General features: G+C 73.9%; 19 protein-coding genes and 1 pseudogene. 10 read left to right on the top strand and 10 right to left on the bottom strand.

Translation table 11 applies throughout. From position 1 onward, the window contains the following. Positions 1 to 95: 95 nt before the first annotated feature. The 3 genes and pseudogenes from AB0O11_RS30310 to AB0O11_RS30320 all read right to left on the bottom strand — a co-directional run. Positions 96 to 881: pseudogene (locus tag AB0O11_RS30310) on the bottom strand (IS30 family transposase); the annotation flags it as partial. 75 nt (positions 882 to 956) lie between these two features. Beyond that, entirely contained in the window at positions 957 to 1,490 is a 534-nt protein-coding gene (locus AB0O11_RS30315) for a universal stress protein (RefSeq protein ID WP_363393374.1), read from the bottom strand. A 180-nt stretch (positions 1,491 to 1,670) separates the two neighbouring features. After that, positions 1,671 to 2,372 (bottom strand): helix-turn-helix domain-containing protein, encoded by a 702-nt coding sequence (locus AB0O11_RS30320; RefSeq protein WP_363393376.1) that lies wholly within the window; start codon positions 2,370 to 2,372, stop codon positions 1,671 to 1,673. A 127-nt stretch (positions 2,373 to 2,499) separates the two neighbouring features. Between AB0O11_RS30320 and AB0O11_RS30325 the strand changes: the two genes are divergently transcribed. Further along, positions 2,500 to 3,318 carry an MOSC N-terminal beta barrel domain-containing protein gene (locus tag AB0O11_RS30325; RefSeq protein WP_363393378.1) on the top strand — a complete coding sequence of 273 codons (819 nt, stop codon included), beginning with the start codon at positions 2,500 to 2,502 and terminating at the stop codon, positions 3,316 to 3,318. Positions 3,319 to 3,548: 230 nt separating this feature from the next. Here AB0O11_RS30325 and AB0O11_RS30330 read toward each other — a convergent pair whose 3' ends face one another. Then, a complete protein-coding gene (locus AB0O11_RS30330) occupies positions 3,549 to 3,881 on the bottom strand; it encodes a ribonuclease domain-containing protein (RefSeq protein ID WP_363393490.1) in 333 nt (110 codons plus the stop codon). Positions 3,882 to 4,291: 410 nt separating this feature from the next. Here AB0O11_RS30330 and AB0O11_RS30335 point away from each other — a divergent pair, with 410 nt between their 5' ends. Beyond that, the gene (locus AB0O11_RS30335) at positions 4,292 to 5,869 is read left to right on the top strand and encodes a carboxyl transferase domain-containing protein (RefSeq protein ID WP_363393380.1); all 1,578 of its coding nucleotides are present in this window, start codon (positions 4,292 to 4,294) and stop codon (positions 5,867 to 5,869) included. Positions 5,870 to 6,287: 418 nt separating this feature from the next. Then, a complete protein-coding gene (locus AB0O11_RS30340) occupies positions 6,288 to 6,683 on the top strand; it encodes a transglycosylase SLT domain-containing protein (protein ID WP_363393382.1) in 396 nt (131 codons plus the stop codon). A 267-nt stretch (positions 6,684 to 6,950) separates the two neighbouring features. Here AB0O11_RS30340 and AB0O11_RS30345 read toward each other — a convergent pair whose 3' ends face one another. Next, positions 6,951 to 7,409: an HD domain-containing protein gene (locus AB0O11_RS30345; RefSeq protein WP_363393384.1), complete on the bottom strand. Its 459-nt coding sequence runs from the start codon at positions 7,407 to 7,409 to the stop codon at positions 6,951 to 6,953. A 218-nt stretch (positions 7,410 to 7,627) separates the two neighbouring features. Between AB0O11_RS30345 and AB0O11_RS30350 the strand changes: the two genes are divergently transcribed. Continuing rightward, positions 7,628 to 8,554 carry an AEC family transporter gene (locus AB0O11_RS30350; RefSeq protein WP_363393386.1) on the top strand — a complete coding sequence of 309 codons (927 nt, stop codon included), beginning with the start codon at positions 7,628 to 7,630 and terminating at the stop codon, positions 8,552 to 8,554. A gap of 29 nt (positions 8,555 to 8,583) precedes the next feature. Here AB0O11_RS30350 and AB0O11_RS30355 read toward each other — a convergent pair whose 3' ends face one another. Next, a complete protein-coding gene (locus tag AB0O11_RS30355) occupies positions 8,584 to 9,018 on the bottom strand; it encodes a MarR family transcriptional regulator (protein WP_363393492.1) in 435 nt (144 codons plus the stop codon). A 154-nt stretch (positions 9,019 to 9,172) separates the two neighbouring features. On the opposite strand from AB0O11_RS30355, the gene AB0O11_RS30360 reads away from it, so the two are divergent. Further along, positions 9,173 to 10,042, top strand: a complete 870-nt coding sequence (locus AB0O11_RS30360) for an alpha/beta hydrolase (protein ID WP_363393387.1) — start codon at positions 9,173 to 9,175, stop codon at positions 10,040 to 10,042. Positions 10,043 to 10,498: 456 nt separating this feature from the next. On the opposite strand, the gene AB0O11_RS30365 is transcribed toward AB0O11_RS30360, so the two are convergent. Continuing rightward, positions 10,499 to 10,762: a dsRBD fold-containing protein gene (locus AB0O11_RS30365; protein ID WP_224282700.1), complete on the bottom strand. Its 264-nt coding sequence runs from the start codon at positions 10,760 to 10,762 to the stop codon at positions 10,499 to 10,501. A gap of 267 nt (positions 10,763 to 11,029) precedes the next feature. Here AB0O11_RS30365 and AB0O11_RS30370 point away from each other — a divergent pair, with 267 nt between their 5' ends. Continuing rightward, complete coding sequence (locus AB0O11_RS30370; RefSeq protein WP_363393390.1) at positions 11,030 to 12,004, top strand: DMT family transporter; 975 nt, start codon at positions 11,030 to 11,032, stop codon at positions 12,002 to 12,004. A 265-nt stretch (positions 12,005 to 12,269) separates the two neighbouring features. Here AB0O11_RS30370 and AB0O11_RS30375 read toward each other — a convergent pair whose 3' ends face one another. Together AB0O11_RS30375 and AB0O11_RS30380 are read right to left on the bottom strand one after the other, a co-directional pair. Beyond that, positions 12,270 to 13,595 (bottom strand): MFS transporter, encoded by a 1,326-nt coding sequence (locus AB0O11_RS30375; protein WP_363393392.1) that lies wholly within the window; start codon positions 13,593 to 13,595, stop codon positions 12,270 to 12,272. Next, positions 13,592 to 14,206: a helix-turn-helix domain-containing protein gene (locus tag AB0O11_RS30380; protein ID WP_363393394.1), complete on the bottom strand. Its 615-nt coding sequence runs from the start codon at positions 14,204 to 14,206 to the stop codon at positions 13,592 to 13,594. Before AB0O11_RS30380 ends, AB0O11_RS30375 begins: the two co-directional genes overlap by 4 nt. A 279-nt stretch (positions 14,207 to 14,485) precedes the next feature. Between AB0O11_RS30380 and AB0O11_RS30385 the strand changes: the two genes are divergently transcribed. From AB0O11_RS30385 to AB0O11_RS30395, 3 genes are all read left to right on the top strand, one after another. Further along, a complete protein-coding gene (locus AB0O11_RS30385; RefSeq protein WP_363393396.1) occupies positions 14,486 to 15,217 on the top strand; it encodes an ATP-binding protein in 732 nt (243 codons plus the stop codon). Between the two features lie 123 nt (positions 15,218 to 15,340). Continuing rightward, a complete protein-coding gene (gene polX, locus AB0O11_RS30390) occupies positions 15,341 to 17,071 on the top strand; it encodes a DNA polymerase/3'-5' exonuclease PolX (RefSeq protein ID WP_363393398.1) in 1,731 nt (576 codons plus the stop codon). A gap of 282 nt (positions 17,072 to 17,353) precedes the next feature. After that, positions 17,354 to 19,018: a peptide-N4-asparagine amidase gene (locus AB0O11_RS30395; protein ID WP_363393400.1), complete on the top strand. Its 1,665-nt coding sequence runs from the start codon at positions 17,354 to 17,356 to the stop codon at positions 19,016 to 19,018. 309 nt (positions 19,019 to 19,327) lie between these two features. Here AB0O11_RS30395 and AB0O11_RS30400 read toward each other — a convergent pair whose 3' ends face one another. Then, complete coding sequence (locus AB0O11_RS30400; protein ID WP_363393402.1) at positions 19,328 to 20,017, bottom strand: response regulator transcription factor; 690 nt, start codon at positions 20,015 to 20,017, stop codon at positions 19,328 to 19,330. An 88-nt stretch (positions 20,018 to 20,105) separates the two neighbouring features. Here AB0O11_RS30400 and AB0O11_RS30405 point away from each other — a divergent pair, with 88 nt between their 5' ends. Further along, positions 20,106 to 21,689, top strand: coding sequence for a metallophosphoesterase family protein (locus AB0O11_RS30405; RefSeq protein WP_363393404.1), 1,584 nt, complete (start codon positions 20,106 to 20,108; stop codon positions 21,687 to 21,689). The last annotated feature ends 49 nt before the right edge of the window (positions 21,690 to 21,738 follow it).

Below are 21,738 nucleotides of genomic sequence, written 5' to 3' on the forward strand. Positions count from 1 at the left end.
ACGGACACGGACCCGTGACTGCACCTACGGCCCCACCATCAGCCGCCTCTCCAATCGGTCAGTCCACTCAAATTCGTGCGACTTCGTGTCGCACGATCGCCCTCCCAGTGTCCGGGCACCGCGCGGTCCTCCACCTCGGCGGGACGCTCGCTGATCATGACCATCGGGGTGGCGAAGCGCGGCCTGCGGCAGTCGGCCTGGCGTTGGGGCCTGCGGCGGGCGCGGCCGGTGCGCAGGGCGCCGGCCAGCTCCCGGCGCAACTCGCCGCGGCCCTGGATGTAGAGGGCCTGGTAGACGGTTTCGTGGGCCACGTGCATCTCCGGCCGTTCGGGGAAGGTGTCCCGTAGAGCCTGGCAGACCTGCTCCGGGCTCCACTTGCGGTCCAGGTGGTGCTGGATGAAGTCCCGCAGTTCCCGGTTGTGGGCGATCTTGGCGGGCTTGGGGCGCGGGCGGCGGGCATCGGCACGGGCCTGTGCGGCATGGGGCCGGTAACTGCCGCTGCCCGGGTGGCGGTTGCGCCTGATCTCCCGGCTGATCGTGGAGGGGCTGCGGCCCAGTTCGGCTGCGATCGCGCGGACGGTGGCCTTCTCCCGGAGCCGGTCGGCGATGTGGATGCGCTCGTCCTCGCGCAGGTACCGGGACGGCCCAGGCGGCGAGGGGACGGCCGCCCGCGCGAGTTGCGCGGGCGGCCGAGGCCTCTTCACGCGGCCCTCGGGCCGGCCGTAGCGCCACTCACGACCGGTCCGCTCGTGGACGCCCACCAGCCGGGACGCCTCTTTGTTGCTGTAGCCCTGCTGCACGAGCCGGAAGTATTCCTGCCGCTCGCCACGGAGCTTCCTGGGCCCCTGAGGCTTCCGGTCCCTGCGGATCTCGAAGTCCATCGCACACCTTGAGCTGGGGTGTTGCGACGACCGTTAGAACCCAAGGGGCCGACGCCGGGGGTTTGAGGACGGACCCTAGCTGCCGTTCTCCGCCACCGGCTCCCGCGGCAGCCCGTGGGCGCGTTCCAGTGCCTCCAGCTCGCGTTGCAGCGGTGGGCGCGGGACGGCCAGGACCGGGCAGGTGGCGTGCCGGACGCAATAGGCGGTGGTCGAGGGGTGCACCAGTCGGGCGAGGCGGCCGCGTTCCCGTCCGGCGCCGAGGACGAGGAGGTCTCCGGGCCGGTCGGCGCACCGCACCAGCGTGTGGCCGGTGTCGCCGCGGACGGCCTGGCAGCGCAGTCGGACACCCGCGTGGCGTCCGGCGAAGGCCTCGTCCAGGGCCTGCCGCAGCCGGGCCACGGCGGCGTCCCGGCCCGCGTCGATCACCGGCGGGCACGGGGTGCGGCGGTAGCCGAACACGTCGCCCGGCGGGGTCCAGCAGAGCACCGCGAGCACCTCGGCATCCGTCCGGCGGGCCTCGGCCACCGCGTGGTGCAGCGCGGCGAGGCTGCCGAGCGAGCCGCTGACGCCGACCACGATCCGGCCCTCGCCCGCACCACTGTCCGTCATGGCCCTGCCCCTGCCTCTCCGTCCGCCCGCGTGTCCGCGTGCCCGCGCACCGGACCGGACGGTGCCGATTCCACCCCAGCAAAGCGGTCCGCACCCGTGCGGCCCCGGCCCGTTGACGCGGCTCTGACGCGGAGCCCGCCCGTCCGTACGCGTCCCTGATGCCGTGCGGACGACGCGCGCTCAGGCCTCCGGCGGCTCCGACGGCTCCGACGGCTCCGGGGCCTCCGCTTCCCAGAGATCCGCGAACATCCGGTCCAGGTGCTCCTCCCCGATCGGCGGGACCGGCAGCGGGTGGGTGGCCTGGGCGCGGAAGCCGTCGAGCAGGAGGGCGAGATAGCGGCGCCAGAGGTCGGAGCGCAGCTCGGTGGCGGCGGGCAGGGCCCGGCAGAGCGGGCCGAGCAGGAAGAGCAGGTCCATGGTGACCACGTCGCGGCGCATGGTGCCCTGTTCCTGGGCGCGGGCGATCAGGGCGCCGACGGTGGCTGCGTGCCGGCGGCTGATCTCGATCATTCCGGGGATGGTCGGGATGGCCTGGGTGACCAGGTCGTTGATGCCCCGGTCGGCGGCGACCAGCTCGAAGATCCGCGCGAAGTACCGTTCGAGGCCGCTCCAGGCGTCCCGGGCGGCGAGCGCTTCCTCACCCGCCGCGGCCAGGCCGTCCCCGGCGTCCGCGAACACCTCGCCGATCAGCGCCTCGCGGGTCGGGAAGTGCCGGTAGAGGGTGGCGTTGCCGACGCCGGCCTCCTTGGCGATCTGGTCCAACGGCACGTCCAGGCCGTGTCGGGAGAACATGTCGCGGGCGGCGGCGAGCAGCAGGTCACGGTTGCGCTGCGCGTCCCGCCGGAGCCGTCCCGGGGGGTTCGCGCTGCTCGGTGGTGCCATGCCCCGACCCTAGCAAGCGCCGGGCGAATGCACCCGGCACCGCCCACCGGCCCCCGTCGAGGCGCTCAACTACCCTGTGGGGTCGATGAGATGGGCAGCATGCAGGCGTGAAGGAGGCGGCGGGACGATGGCCACGGTGACGGAGCTGCGGTACTACCCGGTGAAGGGGTGCGCCGGAGTGGCGGCCGCACAGGCGGAGCTCACCCGGGCCGGGCTCGCCCATGACCGGGCGTTCATGGTGGTGGACGAGGAGGGCGTGTTCCGCTCCCAGCGCCGGGACCCGGCACTGGCCACCGTCCGCCCGGCGGTGTCGGAGGACGGCCGTCGACTGACCCTGGCCGCCGCAGGCGTGGAGCCGGTGTCGGTGACGGTGGACGCCGAGGGTCCGCGCCGCGCGGTACGGCTGTTCGGTGCGCCGTTCCTCGGCATCGACCAGGGCGGGGAGGCGGCCGGCTGGCTCTCCGAGGTGCTGGGCGTGCGCAGCCGGCTGGTCCGGGTGCCGCCGGAGCACGACCGGGTGACCGACGGGCTGACGCCGGGCACCTCGGGCTACGCGGACAGCTGTGCCGTGCACCTGGTGTCGCGTTCCTCGCTGGAGCGTCTCAACGAGCTTTCCGGTGCTCGGCCGCTGCCGATGGACCGCTTCCGCCCGAACCTGGTGGTGGACGGCTGGACCGAGCCGCACACCGAGGACCTGGCCCGCCGGATCGAGGTGGGCGAGGCCGAACTGGGCTACGCCAAGCTCGCGATCCGCTGCGCGGTGACGATGGTGGACCAGTCCTGCGGCACCAAGGCGGGCCCGGAGCCGCTGCGCACGCTGGCCCGGTACCGCCGGGCGACGGCCGGCGGGGTGGCCTTCGGCAGCAAGTTCGCGGTGCTGAGGCCCGGCACGCTGCGGGTGGGGGACGAGCTGACGGTGGGCGCCTGGGGGCCGTCCGAGCTCTGAGCCCGGCGCGGCCGCTGCGGCCGCACGGCGGTGACCTCGGCGGGGAAGTGCGCCGGGGCCACCGTCGTGTCGGGAGTGCCCCCGGGCCGGGGTCGGTCCCGGGAGGACCGGCCGGCGCTCGACCGGCGCTCAGCAGACGGTCAACGGACGGTCAGCCGATGGTCGGCGACGGTCAACAGACGGTCGGCGACGGTCAACGGACGGTCGGCCGGCCGGTGCGCGGTGAGCGCTCAGCAGGTCTGGTCGATCAGGTAGAACGTGGCGTAGTGGTCGCCGGTGTAGTAGTCCTCCTGGTAGGCCTGGCCGGTCACGATCCGGCGGGCGCCGCGGGTCGGGGAGCCCGGGGTGATGACGGTGTACTCGTGGTAGTAGCCGTAGTACTCGCCGGGGAGGACGCCCTCCCGGTTCTGGAAGACCACGCCGTCCTGGGAGTAGGGGAACGGTCCGCCGGAGGCGATCAGGTTGAGGGTGTCGCCGGCCTGCGACGGGAGGGCGGAGAGGCAGATCGAGCCGCTCACGTCGGCGTGTGCGTCGGTGGCGACGGCGACCGGGGCGAGGGTCATCAGGGCGACGGCGGTGACGGCGGCTGCGCGAGACTTCCACGCGCGTAGAGTGCGAGTCATGTCCACCAGTGTGGCGAGACACCGTCAACTCCGGAAGCCCTCCGGAAAACTATTAACCAGTGAGTAACTCCCCTTTACCTGCGGCGACTTGAGTCGTACTCCGGCCTGGGAACCCGCCCCTCGGAGCCGCCCGCGAAACGCCCACGAACCACCTGCCCAGCACACGGGTCGACCGTCGTCGAACTCGTGTCGAGGCCGCCCTGCCCGGCCGCCCGGGCGCTCCCCGCACCCGGGCCACGCCCCCACCGCACTCCCGACCACGCCCCGACCACGCCCCAACGGTGCCGCATGGAGTGCCGCGTAGAGTGGCGGATCACGGCGGGCCGGAACGATCTCTGACAGGGGTGGGCATGGGTACGGGCTCGGGCGCGGCACTGACGGCCCACCAGCTGATCGGTCTGCTGGTCGACCCGGGCGGCTTCCGCAGCTGGGACGAGCCGCCCACCGTCGACCGGGCCGACCCCGGCTACCGCGCCTCGCTCGACCGCGCCCAGGAGCGCACCGGCCTGGACGAGGCCGTCCTCACCGGCGTCGGCCTGGTCGACGGCCGGCCGGTCGCCCTCATCGCCTCCGAATTCGGCTTCCTCGGCGGCTCCATCGGCGTCGCCACCGCCGAGCGGATCACCCGCGCCGTCGAACGCGCCACCGCCGAGCGGCTGCCGCTGCTCGCCCTGCCGGTCTCCGGCGGGACGCGGATGCAGGAGGGATCGGCGGCCTTCCTGTGCATGCTGCGGATCACCGCCGCCGTCCAGGCGCACCGCGCGGCCGGCCTCCCCTATCTCACCTACCTGCGCAATCCCACCATGGGCGGCGTCTTCGCCTCCTGGGGCACGCTCGGTCAGCTGGTCCTCGCCGAGCCGGGCGCCCGGCTCGGCTTCCTCGGGCCCCGCGTGTACGAGGAGCTGCGCGGCGTGGAGCTGCCGCCGGACGTCCAGCGGGCCGAGACGCTCGCCGGTCGGGGACTGGTGGACGCCGTCGTACCACCGCAGGAGCTGCGCGAGCTGCTCCGCCGTACGCTTGCCGTCCTCACCGCCGCACCGCCGTCCCCTTCCACGGACCCCACGGCTTCCACGGACCCCGCGACCGCTCCCGAGCCCGCGCTGGCCGCCCCCGGCCGCCCCGACGCCTGGGACTCCGTCCGCCGCACCCGGCGCCCCGACCGTCCGGGCGCCCGCGAGCTGCTGCGGCACACCGCGGAGGAGCTGGTACTGCTGGACGCCCCCGGCGGGCGCGGCGGCGCACTCGTCCGGGCGCTGGCCGTGCTCGGCGGGCGGCCCGTGGTGGTCGTCGGCCAGCAGCGGCAGACCCCCGAGCACGAGCGCCCCTTCACCGCCGCCGACCTGCGGGCCGTACAGCGCACCGCGCGCCTGGCCGAGCAGCTCGGGCTGCCACTGGTCACCGTGGTGGACACGGCCGGCGCCGAGCTCTCCGCCCAGGCCGAGCTGGACGGCATCGCGGTGGAGATCGCGCACTGCCTGACCACCCTGCTCGCCCTGCGCACGCCCGTCCTGGCCGTGCTGCTCGGCCAGGGCTCGGGCGGCGGGGCGCTCGCGCTGCTCCCGGCGGACCGGGTGATCGCCGCCGAGCACGCCTGGCTGGCGCCGCTGCCGCCGGAGGGCGCCTCGGCGATCGTCCACCGGGACGGTGCGCACGCCGCCGAGCTGGCCCGTTCCCAGGGAATCGGGGCTCACCACCTGGCCGAGGTCGGGCTGGTCGACGAGGTGGTCCCGGAGCAGCCGGACGCCGCCGAGGAGCCGGAGGCCTTCTGCACCCGGCTCGGGCACGCGATCGCTGCGGCGCTCGGCACCCTGGCGGCGGCCACCGAAGCAGACCGACTCGCCGACCGGGCCGTCCGGCACCGGCGGCTGGGTGACCTGCGCCGGCCGTCCACCGCGACGGTGTGGCGCCGGTCTCAGATGCGGGGTTGATCGTCTGTACCCACCGTGCTCCGCCCGGTCCCGGCGCGTGACGCCCGCCGAACCGAAACGGTGAGTGCGCTCACAGCTGTTCAAGGCCCACGACGGCCGGTAGTGGACGCCCCGGTACGACCGACCGGCCCCCGCGAACCCCGCGTTCGCCCAGCTCAGCGTCGGTCGACGCGCCCTCCACGAGCCGGCCCTTCGAATCCACGGCGGGCCCTTGCGTACGACCGCGGGTCGTAATGAGGGGGTCTTGGCGACGGCCCATCCGGTCTGCCAACAATGGCTCCATCGCCAGCCGCACCGGCACCTGTCCCGCCGGTGAGTGGCTCACTGCCGAATCACGCCCCGCGACCGCCCGGCCCCTGTCCGACCGCGGTCCGAGGCGGGGTGTGACCGGCCCAACCCGATTGAGGTCTTCTTCTTGATGCCCACTTCCAAGCTCCGTATGCGTACCTCCGCCGCCGTCCTCGCCGGCACCGCCGGTCTGACCGCCCTGGGCGCGGCCGTGCTGCCCGCCACCGCGAACGCCGCCACCCTCTCCCCGAAGGCCATCGCCGCCCAGATCGTCCCGGCCAACCAGCTGGCGTCCTTCAACCAGATCATCTCCCACGAGTCCAGCTGGAACGTGACCGCGGTCAACCCGAGCTCGGGCGCGTACGGCCTGGCCCAGGCGCTGCCGGGCTCCAAGATGGCCTCTGCGGGTGCGGACTGGAGGACCAACCCGACCACCCAGATCAAGTGGGCGCTGGACTACATGAACACCCGCTACGGCAGCCCGAACGCCGCCTGGGCCTTCTGGCAGACCCACCACTGGTACTAAGCCGGCCATCGGCTCACCGACTCCGTCCGCCACCTGACCACTCCCCCTCACCCCGGGGGTCGGACAGGGACCACCGGGGTGCCCGGCAGGGCCCGGACCCGCGCGACCCGCGTGGTCCGGGCCCTGCCGTGGTTCCCCGGGCGGCACCGCTCGTGGTTCCCCGGGCGGCACCGCTCGTGGTTCTCCGGGCGGCACCTCTCGTGGACTACAGCTCGCGGCTCCCCGGGCGGCACCTCTCGTGGTTCTCCGGACGGCACCGCTCGTGGACTACGGCTCGCCGGTGAGCCCGAGCAGCTCGCGCATCCGCGCGTACTTGGCGGCCAGCCGCTCGGCGGTCGCCGGGTCCAGTGCGGCGAGGCGGGCCGGATCGGAGTTGTGTGCCAGGTCCGCGCGCTTGACCAGCAGCGCGCCCGGCGTGGCCAGGATGCGCGCGGTGTACTCCTCGACCGGCTCGTCCGGGCGCCGGGTGAGCGCGTCCACGATCGCCTTGGTCTCCTCCGGCAGCGCGGCCCCGGCCAGCCACTCGCGGCTCAGCCGGTCGTCCTCGACGGTGTCGTGCAGCCAGCCCGCCGCGATCTGCGCCGCGCTGCCGCCACGCGCCGCCGTCCCCCGGGCGACCGCCGCGATGTGCTCACCGTAGGGGTGGCCGTTCTTGTCCACCTGTCCCTGGTGGGCCCGGCGCGCGATCGCCTCCACCTCGGACAGGCTCAGGTACTGGTCCTCCATCGGCTCATCGTAGGCCCGGGCGGTCGGGCCCGCTCCGGGCGGTCGGGCTGGGTGGTGTGCCCGCGACAGGCCCGTTGATCGCCTCGCCGGAGACCCCTGGTTTACTGCCCCGGGGGTTCATGGGCTTCGGGGGGTCACCACGCTCGGGAGTCGACGCCGCCCCCCGACGGGAGACCCCTGTCGCACCCGGCAGATCCGTCCGAGCGATCCGAGGAACCATGGCAGCCCTGCACCCCCTGCTGTCCGCCTTCGCGCCGATCTGGGCGCTCACCGGCGCCGGCTACGTCGTCGGCCGCACCGGGCTGCTCGGGCCGCAGGCCGAGACGGTGCTCAACCGGTTCGTCTTCCACGTGGCGATGCCCGCCGCGCTGTTCCTGATGATCGCCCGCACCCCGCTGGACCGCTTCGCCAACGCCTCGATGCTCGCCTTCACGGCCGGCACCGTGGTCGCGATCGGCCTCGGGCTGCTCGCCGGGCGGCTGTTGTTCCACCGCAGGCCCGGCGAACTGGCCGTCGGCGCGATGGCCTCCGGCTACGTCAATTCGGCCAACCTCGGCATCCCGGTGACCGTGCAGGTCCTGGGCGACGCCTCCTTCGTGGCACCCGTGGTGCTGTTCCAGATCCTGGTGGTCACCCCCGCCGTCCTGGTCGTCCTGGACGGCGGCGCGGCCGGCCGCCGGGCGCTGCTCACCCTGCCCGTCCGCAACCCGATCCTGCTGGCCACCGCCCTGGGCGCCATCACCTCGGCGACCGGCGTGCACCTGCCCGCCGAGCTGAATCGCTCCTTCGAACTGCTCGGCGGCGCCGGGGTCCCGACCGCGCTGATCGCCCTCGGCATCTCACTGCACAACCGTCCGCCGGCGGACGGCCGTCCGCGCCGCACCGAGGTCGGGCTGACCGTCGCACTCAAGACCCTGGTCCAGCCACTGGTCGCACTCGCCGTGGCCGGACCGCTGCTCCACCTGCCCGCGCACCAGCTCCTCACCGTAGTGCTGTTCTCCGCTCTGCCCACCGCCCAGAACGTGTACACCTACGCCCGCGAGTACCAGCAGGGCACCGCCCTCGCCCGGGACGCGGTGCTCTGGTCGACGCTGGTGTCGATGGCCACGCTGTCGGTGATCAGCTGGACCCTCGGGTCCGCGTAGCCCGCGTAGCCCGTTTCGCTTCCCGGCGGTCACTGCTTCCTGGCGCCCGCCACCACCCCGGTCATGGCCGCCAGGAAACGCCGGGCCGTCTCCAGCTCGTCCGGCTCGAACTGCCGCATGGCCGCGACCAGGTCGCCGATCAGCCCGCCGAAGAAGCCCTCCCCCAGCTCCATCGCCCGCTCCTCCACCAGCAGCCGCACCCGGCGCCGGTCCTGCGGGTCCCGCTCGCGCCGGATCAAGCCGAGCCGCTCCAGCCGGTCCACCAGACCGGTGGTGCCCGCCGAGTTCAGCCCCAGCGCCTCGCCGAGTCGGCCCGGGGTGACCACCTCCCCGCCCCTGGCCGCGTCCAGCAGGTGGATCAGCGCCCGCAGGTCGGTCGGATGCAGACCGTTACGGGCGGCGAACTCGGCGCCGAACAAGTCGAGTTCGACCGTCAGACCACGCAGCAGATGGACCAGCCGCATCGGCTCGGCAGCCTCGGACACCCTGTCGTCCTTCCTCGGGTAGGGCATGTGTCACTATTCTCTCGCTCAGCGAGATACTTGTTCGGCGTCATACGCGTTCATCGAGTGGTTCAACCGACTCGGCCGCCATCACACCACACCCGCGGAGGTTCTCATGCCCGCCCGCACCACCCCCTTCCTCGCCGCCTATGACGCCCTGCTCGCCCGCTGGCCCGTCCCGGTCGAGGCGCTCACCGTCCGCACCGTCCACGGCACCACCCGCATCAACGCCTGCGGCCCCGTCGACGGCCGCCCGCTCGTCCTGCTCCACGGCGGCGGCGCCACCTCCACCATGTGGTTCGCCAACGCCGGCGCCTGGGCCGGGGCCGGACACCGCGTCCTCGCCGTCGACCTCATCGGCGACCCCGGCCGCAGCGTCCACGACGGTGCCGCCCTCGACGGCGTCCCCGGCCTGCTCGGCTGGCTGGACGCCGTCCTCGACGGACTCGGCGTCCCGCGGGCCGACTTCTGCGGACACTCGTACGGCGGCTGGATCGCCCTGGAGTACGCGCTGCACGCCCCCACCCGGGTCGGCCGGCTCGCCCTGCTCGATCCCAGCCTGTGCTTCACGGGCTACCGACCCGGCTACCTGCTGCGCGCCCTCCCCCTCTTCCTCCCGGGCCGCACCCCGGCCCGCGCCCGCTCCTACCTCGACTGGGAAACCGGCGGCACCCCTGGCCTCGACCCCGCCTGGCGCGAGCTGTACGCCCTCGGCTACGCCGGCTTCCCCGCATCGCGCGTCGTCACCGGCCCCCGCCCCTCACCCGAGCGCCTCCGCACCCTCACCGCGCCCGTCCTCACCCTCCTCGCCGCCCACAGCCGCGCCCACGACCCCCACCACTCCGCCCGAACCGCCCGCCAGACCCTCCCGGACGCAGAAGTCGCCATCCTCCCGGGCGCCTCCCACCACAATCTCCCCATGGCCGCCGCCCAGGAACTCAACCCCCGCCTCACCACCTTCTTCACCCCCACCCGTCACCCCTGACCACGCCTCCCGCACCCACCCGCACGAGAGGTCGGCCCATCCGACTTCCCACGTCGCACCCCATCGGCCCCACAGGGAGAGGGACACGCCGTACACCCCACCCGGGACGCCCACCCCGCCGGCTCCTGCAGTCAGCCGGGCCTGCCGCACCAGCGACAGGCCCACGCGGCCACACACGCAGCAACCAGCACCGCACTGCCCGCACGAGAAGTCAGCCCAACCCGACTCCTCGCCCCACAGGACTTGACGACGCATCGGCGAGGCCGACTCCCTGCGGGCAGGAGCCGACCGGCAGCAGGATGAGGGGCGCCGTTCCGGAGGGGACGGGCGGCTCCTCGAAACCGACAGGAGTGTACGACCGCGCCATGGACCGGCCGCAGCTGCCCGGCGCCCTCGGGACCACCGTTCGGGAGCCGGGGCTTCTGGAGCAAACCCGGAGTGGAGGCACCGGTGGACTCAGTAGATCAGGTAGCCGGGGCGGTGCCCTTCGTCGTCGATCTCCCCGGTGGCCTGGGTCCGCAGTTTGCGGGACAGCTCCTCCAGGGCCCGGGAGGCCGCGACCTCCTCGCCGATCCTGGCGAGCGGACGGTCGTCCGCGCTCTTCACGGACTCGCCGTGCGCGCTCAGGCCGGGCGCCCTCGCGCCGGTCAGCCTGGCCTCACACGCCGTGTGCACGCCGTCTTCCTCGAAGCTCAGTTCCACGTCCCATTGGTTGTGCATGCCACACCTCCTGGCAGCGGCCCCCGTCGCACCTGTCCGGACCGGCACGGACGGTGACCCGTGGCGGCCGCTCACACCAGCGTGCGCCTGCCCCGCCGACGGCGGCAAGCGCTGCCGGAAGGCCCGGGGCCCGCCACGCCGCGCCCGTGTCGTGCGATCGGCCCGGGTACCGGCCCGGCGGTAGGCTGACGGGAGCGCCCGCGACGGCCGACCCACCTCTCGGACCCGTCGGCGCGGCACGGGCAGCGACAACCTGGTGGTCCCTCCGTGGCGGTCTTCCTCCTCGCTCTCAGTGCGGCCTGCTGTCTGGGGCTCGGCTTCGTCCTCCAGCAGCACGCGGCGCAGCAAGCCCCGCGTTCCGATCTGCTGCGCTGGCGGCTGCTGCTGGACCTGATGCGGATGCCGCAGTGGCTTCTCGGCACCGCGTTCATGGTCAGCGGGCTGATCCTCTCGGCGCTCGCGCTCAACCAGGGCGAGGTGTCGCTGGTCGAGCCGCTGCTGGCCACCAATCTGATCTTCGCCATGGCACTGGCCCGGGTGCTGACCCGTCAGACCCTGGGCCGCTCCGGCTGGGCCGGGGTGCTGCTGCTGGCCCTCGGGGTGACGGCCTTCATCGTGGCCGGACAGCCGACCGGCGGTGGGCCACCCGCCGGGGAGCTGCGGCACTGGCTGGTGGTCGGCACCGTGGTCGGGCTGGTTCTGCTGCTGGTCTCGCTGGCCCGGCGGCTGCCGCTGTTCGAGGAGGCGACCCTGCTGGCGCTCGCCGCCGGACTGCTCTACGGCCTCCAGGACGCGCTGACCCGGACCACCACCCAGCGTCTCGGCCACGACGGCCTGACGGCGGTGCTGCGCAGCTGGCAGCCGTACGCGGTGGTGGTGGCGGGTGTGGTCGGGCTGTTGCTGGTGCAGAGCGCCTTCGAGGCCGCGCCGCTGCGGATGTCCCTGCCGGCGCTGACCGCCGCCCAGCCGGTGGCCGGGATCGCCTGCGCGGTGGGCTTCCTCGGCGACCGGCTGCAGGTGACCCCGGGGGCACTGGCCTGGCAGGCGGCCGGGCTGCTGGCGATCGTGATCGGGGTGATCGTGATCGGCCGCCATCCGGCGATGCCCGGGACCGTCCGCGACACCCTGGAGAGCATCGGGGCGTCGCCGGAGGACAAGCCGGGGAAGAAGTCCGAGGACGAGCCGGAGGACAAGCCGACGGGCGGGTCCGAGGAGAACGGCCGCCCCGGGAGCACCGGTTAGGCCCCCGATATGCTGAAGCGCACGGGCGGATGCCGTGGCCGGTGGGCGGGTCGCGGTCGTCGGGGCGGCGTGCTCCACCGTCTCGGTCTCCTCACCGGCGCGGGCACCGTCCCCTGCACCCTGCTCTGGCGCCTCGCCTCGTCTCCACCTGGTGCGCCCTCGCCGCCCTGGCCGGCCTGCTGCTGCTCCACTGGTCGGGCCACGGGCCGGCGGGCGGCCTGCCCCGGCCGCCGGTCAGGCCCGCCGGCCTGCCCCGAGGAGCGGCTCACGCACTGTGCGCCGGCTCCGGTTCGGCGGCCGTGCTGCCCGCCCGGGCCGTGCTCCCCCGAAGTCGGTCCATCTCGCGCCACTCGGGGCGCAGCCCGGCCAGGGCCGTGGTCGCGAAGTACAGGGCTCCGCCCACGATCAGGCTGGGTATCAGTCCGACCATGGCGACCGCCGCGCCGGCGACCAGCCCGCCCAGCGGGATACCGGCCCAGGCCAGGGAGTCGCCGAGGGCGTGGACGCGGCCCAGCAGGTGGCGGGGCACCCGCTCGAAGAGCACCGCTCCGAGGATCGGGTTGAGGAAGCCGGCGCCGAAGCCGCCGACCGCGAAGACCGTGAACACCAGCCACATCGGCGCGCCGAGGGCGAGCACCAGGAAGCGGGGCGCGCCGCACAGCAGGAAGCCGGTGAAGAAGACCGTCCGACGGGGCAGCCGGGAGGCGACGGCCGCCGCAATCAGGCTGCCGACGACCGCGGTGGCACCCATGACGGCGGCGAGCAGGCCGATGGCGGCCGGTCCGTTGCCGGACTCCCGCGCCCAGACCGGGACGAGAACGGTGGTGAACCCGGCGTCGATCAGGTTGGTGATGCCGATCATCACGATCACGGTGAGCAGCAGCGGCTCCGACCGCAGGAAGGTGAAGCCCTCGCGGAACATCCGCCAGTAGCCCGCGGGCGGCTCCTGCTCGGACGGATCGCCGGCCGCGGCGGACACAGCCGAGCGCCCCATGCCGTGCGGGAGCGCGATCGCGATGATCAGCGACCCGAGCGCGAAGGTGCCCGCGTTGATCGCCAGCCCGGCCAGCGGGCCGATCAGGGCGACCAGCCCGCCGCCGACCGCCGGGCCGATGGTGGAGGCCAGCCGTTCCGTGACGCCCGACAGCCCGGTGGCGCGTTCCATCGGCACTCGGGCGTGGTCGGCCGCCTCCGGGACCATGACGGACTTGGCCAGGTCCCCCGGGCCGCGCATCGCCCCGATCACCGCGACCATCACCAGAAGCACCCAGAACGGGAGCAGCCCCTGCATGTGCAGCAGCGGGACCAGCCCGGCCGCGACGGCGCTGACCGCGTCCGTCGTCCAGGACACCACGCGCGGCCCGAGCCGGTCCACTAACGGCCCGGTCAGCGCCTTGACCGCCACGTACGGCGCCATCTCGGCGAACGCGACCAGGCCCGTCATGGTGGCGCTGCCGGTGGTGGCCAGGACGAACCAGGGCAGGGCGATGGCCGAGACGCGCGTGCCGGTCACGGAGACGGCCGTGGCGGTCAGGACCCCGGCCAGCGGCCGGAGGCTGCGCCCGGACGGGGCGACGACGGCGGTGGTCATGCGGTTTCCCCCTCGCTCGTGGTCGTCGCGTCCGGCAGGACGTGGACGACCACCGAGACCTGCTCGGTGCCCTCCGGGGCGGGCCCGCCGTGGTCGATCCGCCGGTAGCGCCGGATCACCTCGAACAGCTCGCCGGAAAGCTGCTCGGCCTCGGCGGGCGTGAGCTGCAGTCCCTGGTCGCTGAGGTCCGTCACCCGGCGCCAGTCGCGCGGCATGGTCTCGAAGGCGTCCAGCGTGCGCTGGGCCGTCAGGGTGTGCGCGGCCAGGACGGATCGCAGGAAGCCGGCGGCCGTGTCGGGCTCCTCGTCCGCCATGTCGTCCCCCGTCCAGACGGTCATCCGGTGGGCCGAACGCCACCACCGCTCACGGGCGTTGCCGCGTTCCTCGTCCTCCTCGACGAAGCCCGCGGCGGCGAGCTGGCGCAGGTGGTAGCTGGTGGCTCCGGAGTTCAGCCCCAGCTGCGCGGCGAGCCTCGTTGCCGTGGACGGCCCGTGCTTGCGCAGCAGTCCGACCAACTGCATGCGCACGGGGTGCGCCATCGCCCGCATGTTCTTGGCGGTGATGGCGATGTGCGGGTCGTCGCTGTGCTTCCAGCCGCGTTCTTCGGTCATGGCAGGAGACTAGAACTCCAAAGAGTTCTTTGCAAAGGGATTTTTGCGAAGAACTCTTTGGGGTTTCCCGCCGTGGAGGAGACCGCCGCTCCCGGCCCCGCCGGTCGGCGGGTGTCCGACCGGCCGCTCGGCGGGGGCTCCCCGAGCGGACCGCGACCCGGAGCGGGATTGTCACCCGGGCGGCCGAGGCGCAGGCTGGCAGGAAGGGCCCGGAAGGCGGCCCACCCCGACCGGCCGCGGATTCGATGACGGTCGCCGGGGAGCACGAGGGGCAGGGCGATGGCACGCGGGAGGCTCTGGGGCTACGTCGCGTCGGGGGCCCGGGCGCTCGGCGCGTTCGGTGGCACCGTCGGCGCGGGCGGCGCTGTCCGCACGGGCGGCCCCGGCCGCCGGGGCGGGTCCGGACACGCGGGCGCACTGGCGACCGCCGGGGCCAAGGAGGGCCTCGGCCCGTTCTCGCCGGGCGCGATGGCCGCACCCAGGCCGCTCACCCGCACGGAGCTGGAGCGGCTGCGGTGGACCGGCCGGCAGGCCGGCTGCGAACCGATGGCCCGGCACGTCCAGGTGGCCGACGTGCTCCGCCGGGTGGTGCGCGGCGGCGGCCGGGCGGCGGCCGTCACGGTCCGGGTCGCGCCCGGGCTCCCGGTGGTGGCCGGGGACGCCCGCCGTCTGGAGACGGCCGTCGCCGGGCTGGTCGACCACGCCATCCGGCGCAGCCCGCCGGGCGGCCGGGTGCTGGTCCGGGCCGACGTGGCGGGCGGCGCGCCCACGCTGCGGTCCCCCGGCCGGGCGGCGGCGGCCCGCGGCCGGGTGGAGATCCGGATCTCCGACCGGGGCGCCCACGAGCCGCCCGAGGCACGCGAGTGGCTGATCACGGGCGTGCGGGCGGACGGCCCGGCGGGGCCCGCCCTGCACAGCCTGGTGCTGGCCGCGGGCGGCCGGCTCACGGTGGAGACCACTCCCGGCGGCGGACTGACCGTGGTCCTGCTGCTGACCGTCGCACAGGAGTAGCGGGAGCCCCCGCCGAGCGCCTCCGCCCGGCGGGCCCACCCCGCCGAACCGGGGCGCTGTCGTCGAACCTGCGCCTGCCGGGCGAACGACGCGAGTTCGATGACGGCGCCCTAGACTTGCCCCATGCCCCGGCTCAACGACCAGGTCAGGGAGCTGCTCCAGGAGTACGCCGATCTGATCAACATCACCGGCGGGGACGCTTTCCGGGCCCGCGCCTACGAGAAGGCCGCCCGCGCGGTCGGCGGCCACCCCGAGGACCTGGCCGGCCTGGACGTCAGGGGTCTACGGGAGATCCCCGGCGTCGGCAAGTCCACCGCCGAGAAGATCGCCGAGTACCTCGCCACCGGGACCTTCCCCGCCCTGGAGGCGCTGCGCGCCGAGATCCCGTCCGGCGTACGGGAGATGATGGCCGTCCCCAGCGTCGGGCCCAAGCGCGCCCTGGCCCTCTACCGCGACCTCGGGATCGCCTCGGTGGACGAACTCGCCGCGGCCGCCCGCGCCGAGAAGCTCGCCGACCTGCCCGGTTTCGGCGAGCGCAGCGGCGAGAAGATCCTGCACGGCATCGAGCTGATGCGGCAGTCCGGGGGCCGCACCCCGCTGGACACCGCCACCGAGCTGGCCGAGCAGCTGGTCGCCGCGCTCTCCGCCGTTCCCGGCTGCACCCGCTGCGCGGTCGCGGGCTCGCTGCGCCGGATGCGCGAGACGGTGGGCGACATCGACGTGCTCGCGACCGCCGAGGACTCCGCCCCGCTGATGGCCGCACTCACCGAACTCCCCTACGTCGCCGAGGTGATCGGCAGCGGGAGCACCAAGACCTCGGTCCGTACCACCCAGGGCGTACAGGTGGACCTGCGGGTCCTGCCGGAGGAGGACTGGGGAGCGGCGCTGGTCTACTTCACCGGCTCGAAGGCGCACAACATCAAGCTGCGCACGATGGCCGTCCGGGCCGGGCTGAAGCTCTCCGAGTACGGACTGTTCGAGGCGGACAGCGGCGCCAAGGTGGTCTCGGAGACCGAGGAAGAGGTGTACGCGGCGCTCGGCCTGCCGTGGATCCCTCCACCGCTGCGCGAGGACCGGGGCGAGATCGAGGCCGCGCTGGACGGCGGCCTCCCGGAGCTGGTCCAGGAGTCCGACCTGCGCGGCGACCTGCACACCCACACCGACCTGACCGACGGGCTGGCCACCCTGGAGGAGATGATCGACACCGCCGCCGCCCGCGGCTACTCCTACTTCGCCGTCACCGACCACGCCCCGGACCTGGTGATGCAGCGGATGACGGACGAGAAGATGCTCGCCCAGCGCGAGCAGTTGCGGCAACTCGCGGGCCGGCACAAGAAGTTGCGCCTGCTGCACGGCACCGAGCTGAACATCGGCCCGGACGGCGGGGTGGACTGGCCACCCGGGTTCCTGGCCGGCTTCGACGTCTGCGTGGCCTCCGTTCACTCGCACTTCGCCCTGGACCGGGCCGCCCAGACCCGCCGGCTGATCCGCGCTTGCGAGAACCCGTACGTGCACGTCATCGGGCACCTCACCACCCGCCGGATCGGCCGGCGCGGGCCGATCGACGTCGACCTGGACGCGGTGTTCGAGGCCGCCGCGCGCACCGGCACCGCGATCGAGATCAACAGCTCCCCGCAGCGGCTCGACCTGCGCGACGAGGACGTCCTGCGGGCCCGGCGGCACGGCGTGCGCTTCGCGATCGACAGCGACGCACACGCCACCGGCCATCTCGCCTACCCGCGTTACGGCATCGGCACGGCGCAGCGCGGCTGGCTCACCGCCGGAGACGTGATCAACACCTGGACCTGGCAGAAGCTGAAGCACTTCCTCCGCAAGGACGCGGTGCCCAAGTAGCCGCCAGGGCGGCCCCCGCGTCGAGGGACGCCCACCGAAACGTCACTCCCCACCGCAGGAGGCCCCGGGCCGGGCCGGCACCCGGGCTGCGGTGCCGGAGCCCGGCCGCGCGCCCGAGGTCCCCGGTATCCGGGAAGGCGCCGGTGGCGCAAGGGAAGGCACCGGTGGCGTAAGGGAAGGCACCGATGCTTGACGCTGGCATGCCACCACCGGAAGGATTCCCGGATCATCCGACCGGCCCGCGGCATCCGCCCGCGGGCCGCCCGACCCCGGGAACCCGCCTTGGCCCTGCGCCCGTTGCTCCGCCGCGCCGCCGGTCTGGTCGGCGCCGCCGTCCTCACCCTGGCCGGCACCCTCACCGCCGCCGCCCCGGCCCACGCCGACTTCGGCACCGACTACCACGACCCGGTCACCGCCACCAAGCCGCTCACCCGCCCCGACACCCGCTCCTGCACCGTCGAGGTGATGCACGAACGCGAGTTCCGCAACGGGTACGGCAACCCGCCGGACACCCCGTACGACACGACCCTCGCCCCGCCCGCGGACTGCGCCGGCCCCTGGTCCGCGGTGGTCCTGGACCTCCACGGGCAGGTCGCCGGACGGCAGTTCGACCGGATCTTCAGCGTCCGCGTCGGCGGCGTCCAGGTGCTGCTCTCCTCCACCCCGGAACCGTCCAAGGACGGCATCGCGTGGAACGTCGAGCACGACGTCACCCGCTACGCCCCGCTGTTCGCGAGCGGCCCGCAGGAGTTCTCCTTCGACCTCGCCAACGTCACCGACGCCACCTACACCGGCGTCTTCACGATCAGCGCGAGCCTGACCTTCTACACCGCGGACGACCGCCGGCCGGCCGTCCGCTCCGCCGACCGGCTGCTCACCACCGGACCGTTCGGGCTCACCCAGGCCGCCCCCGCCGCCTCGCGCGACCTCACCTTCCCGCAGAACCTCGAACGCCTCACCGCCGAGGTCTACGCCCGGGGCGGCGGCGCCTGCGAGGAGTTCGCGTACGCCTCCGCACCGGACGCCTTCGCCGCCGCCAACCCGGGCACCGGCATCTGCGGCAAGGGCCCGTTCCGCGAGCTGCGGCTCACCGTGGACGGCCGGGTGGCCGGCGCGGTCTGGCCGTACCCGGTGATCTACACCGGCGGCTGGGACCCGCTGCTCTGGCGGCCCGTGCCCGGCGTCTTCGCGTTCGACCTGCCCGCCTACCGGCTCGACCTCACCCCGTACGTCGGGCTGCTGCTGGACGGCCGGCCGCACGCCGTCGGCGTCACCGTGAACGCCGCCGAGGCGCAGAGCAACGACGTCTGGACCGGCCAGGTCAACCTCTTCGCCGAGACGGACCACGGCGCCGCCCGCACCACCGGGCAGCTCACCGACTACCGGGTCGCCCCGGAGGCCACCGTCGCCACCGACCTCGCCGACCACGGCGGCGGCAGCGGCGACTGGACGGTCACCGCCGCCCGGAACGACCTCGCCCGGGGCTGGGTGCAGACCTCGCACGGCCGGATCACCACCGAGGTCCGCGACGAACTCGCCTTCCGCTCCGGCCAGCGGCTGCGCGACGGCGGCAACGACGTGACGCTGCACAACGGCACCGACCTCACCCGCACCACCGCCACCTGGGGCGGCGGACCGCACCGCACCACCACCGTGCACGAGGGCGAACCGCTGGACGTCGACTACAAGGTGAGCCGCGACGCGGCCGGCAACACCGACCAGTCCACCACCATGGACCTCGGCTACCACCGTGAGGCCACCACGGCCACCGGCGGCCACGTCACCGAGCGCTCCACCGTCGACCACACCCTGCACCCCACCGCCCGGCGGCACGACGGGGACCGCACCGTCCGGACCGGCAGCAGCACCGAGGAGTACCGCAGCACCGGGCCCGAGGGGCCGTACCAGCGGACGCTGAGCTTCGTGGACGGCTGGCCGCGCTCCTGAGGACCACCCCCGCTGCCCGTATTGCGAAAATTGGTCGGATTCATGCCGCTCACCCCTGGTGCACGGCGCGTAGGAGGCGCATCATGGGAGATGGACCTGCGAGGTAGCTGAAGGAAGTTCGACCGCAGGAGGCAGTGGCGACGGATCGAGACGGATCAGGGTCTGCCGCTGAATTACTACCTCGGTCGACGATCGAACTACCGGCCGGAGGACATTACGTCCGGAGGCCACCCCAACCTCGTAGGTTCAGCGCGTCCACGGAGCATCCCCTCGGCCCCGTGGACGCGCACCCGTCCGTACGCCCCTCGGCTACCGCGCGCCCGCCCAGCCCATCTCCCAGGCGTGCACCGCGATTCCGACCCGGTTCGCCACCCCGAGCTTGCGCTGGATGCTGGCGACGTGGGTCTTGACCGTCCCCGGCGAGATGAACAGCTCCGCGGCGATGTCCGCGTTGGTGCGGCCCGCCGCGACGTGCCCGGCGATCTCCACCTCCCGCTCGGTCAGCGGCACCACGAGCCCCGGCCGGCGGCGCTCCGGGCGGCGCGGCGCCGTCACGTGCCGCAGCAGCCGGACCGTGACCGACGGGCTGATCAGGCTCTCCCCGTCCGCCGCCGCCCGTACTGCCTCCGCCAGCAGGGACGGGCCGGAACGCTTCAGCAGGAAGCCGGACGCCCCGTGCCGCAGGGCCGGGTACACGTACTCGTCCAGGTCGAAGGTGGTCAGCACCACCACCCGCACCGGCTCCGCCACCCCGGGCCCGGCCAGCCGCCGGGTCAGCTCCAGTCCGTCCATCCGCGGCATCCGGATGTCCACCAGAGCGACGTCCGGCCGCAGTTCGGCCGCCAGTTCCAGCGCGGCGAGCCCGTCCGCCGCCTCGCCCACCACCTCGATGTCCGGTTGGGCCGTCAGGATCCGCCGCACGCCGCGCCGGACGGCCTCCTGGTCGTCCGCGATCAGGGTACGGATCACCCGCAAGCCCTCGCCGTTCGTACTCGTCACGCCCAGCAGTGTGGCGCACGGCCGCCGGACGGGAAAGTTCACGCGGCGGACCGGGCCCGGTTCACCTTCGTCCGGTGAGCTGGCCGCCATGAACGATTCCAGTGGACGTCTCTCCGTCAGCAGGCGCGGGCTCCTGGCCGGTGCGACCGGCGTCGGTCTCGGTGGTGCCGTGTCCCTCTCCGGCATCGCGGCCACCCCCGCCGCCGCTTCCCCGGTGCTGTGGCAGCGACCGGACCGCTCCGGCGCGCCGCGCGTGGCCGGCCTGCACCTCCAGTTCGGCTCGGACGCCTCGCGCGAGGTGGTCGTCTCCTGGCACACCACCAGGTCCGTCGGCAACCCGCGCGTGATGTACGGGACTTCGAACAGCGGCTTCGGCCGGACGGTCCAGGCCGCGACCCGCACCTACCGGGACGCCGCCTCCGGCACCGAGGTCCAGGTGCACCACGCCCGGCTGACCGGCCTGCACGCCGACACGGACTACGTCTACGCCGCCGTCCACGACGGCACCACCCCCGAACTCGGCACCGTCCGCACCGCCCCGCGGGGCCGGTCCGCCTTCACCTTCACCAGCTTCGGCGACCAGGGCACCCCCACCCTCGGCAGGAAGACCGCCAACGGCTACGTGAACGACAACCTCGGCAGCCCCGCCGCCGGCGACACCACCGCCGGGGTCGAGCGGATCGCCCCGCTGTTCCACCTGCTCAACGGCGACCTCTGCTACGCGAACATCGCCACCGACCGGGTCCGCACCTGGTCCGACTGGTTCGAGAACAACAGCCGCTCGGCCCGCCACCGCCCCTGGATGCCCGCGGCCGGCAACCACGAGAACGAGAAGGGCAACGGCCCGATCGGATTCGGCGCCTACCAGGCGTACTTCGAGCTGCCGGACGCCCGCTCCGACACGGAGACGCACGGCCTGTGGTACTCCTTCACGGCCGGCTCGGTGCGGGTGATCAGCCTCAACAACGACGACGTGGCCTACCAGGACGGCGGCAACAGCTACGTCCGCGGCTACTCAGGCGGCGCCCAGCAGCGCTGGCTGGAACGGGAGTTGATCGCGGCCAACGCGGACCCGGCGATCGACTGGATCGTGGTCTGCATGCACCAGGTGGTGATCTCCACCGCCGACAGGTTCAACGGCGCCGACCTCGGCGTCCGCGAGACCTGGGTGCCGCTGTTCGACAAGTACGGCGTGGACCTGGTGGTCTGCGGCCACGAGCACCACTACGAGCGCTCGCACCCGATCCGCGGCCAGCAGCCGACCGACACCCGCACGCCGGTCCCGGTCTCCACCGACACCGAGACCATCGACACCACCAAGGGCACCGTCCACATGGTCATCGGCGGTGGCGGCACCTCGGCCCCGTCCAACCAGCTCTTCTTCAGCCCCGCCAAGGCCCGGGTGATCACCGGCGTCGGCGCCCCCGACCCGGCCACCGGCAAGCGCCCGCCGGTGTACGTGACCGAGGACGCCCCGTGGTCCGCCTTCCGGGACGCCGACAACCCGTACGGCTTCGCGTCCTTCGACGTCGACCCGGGCGGTCGCAACGGGCAGACCACCATCGGCGTCACCTACTACTCCGTCAGCGGTCCGTACGGGGACCTCGTCCCGGTCGACCGCTTCACCCTGACCCGTCCGCGCGGCACCCGCGGCGGCGGCCGCGGCCACTGACCCCGCGGCGCCCCCGGAAGCGGCGCCGGGCGATCAGGCCGGCGCCGCA

The organism is Kitasatospora sp. NPDC093102, from assembly GCF_040683915.1.
Taxonomy (GTDB): domain Bacteria; phylum Actinomycetota; class Actinomycetes; order Streptomycetales; family Streptomycetaceae; genus Kitasatospora.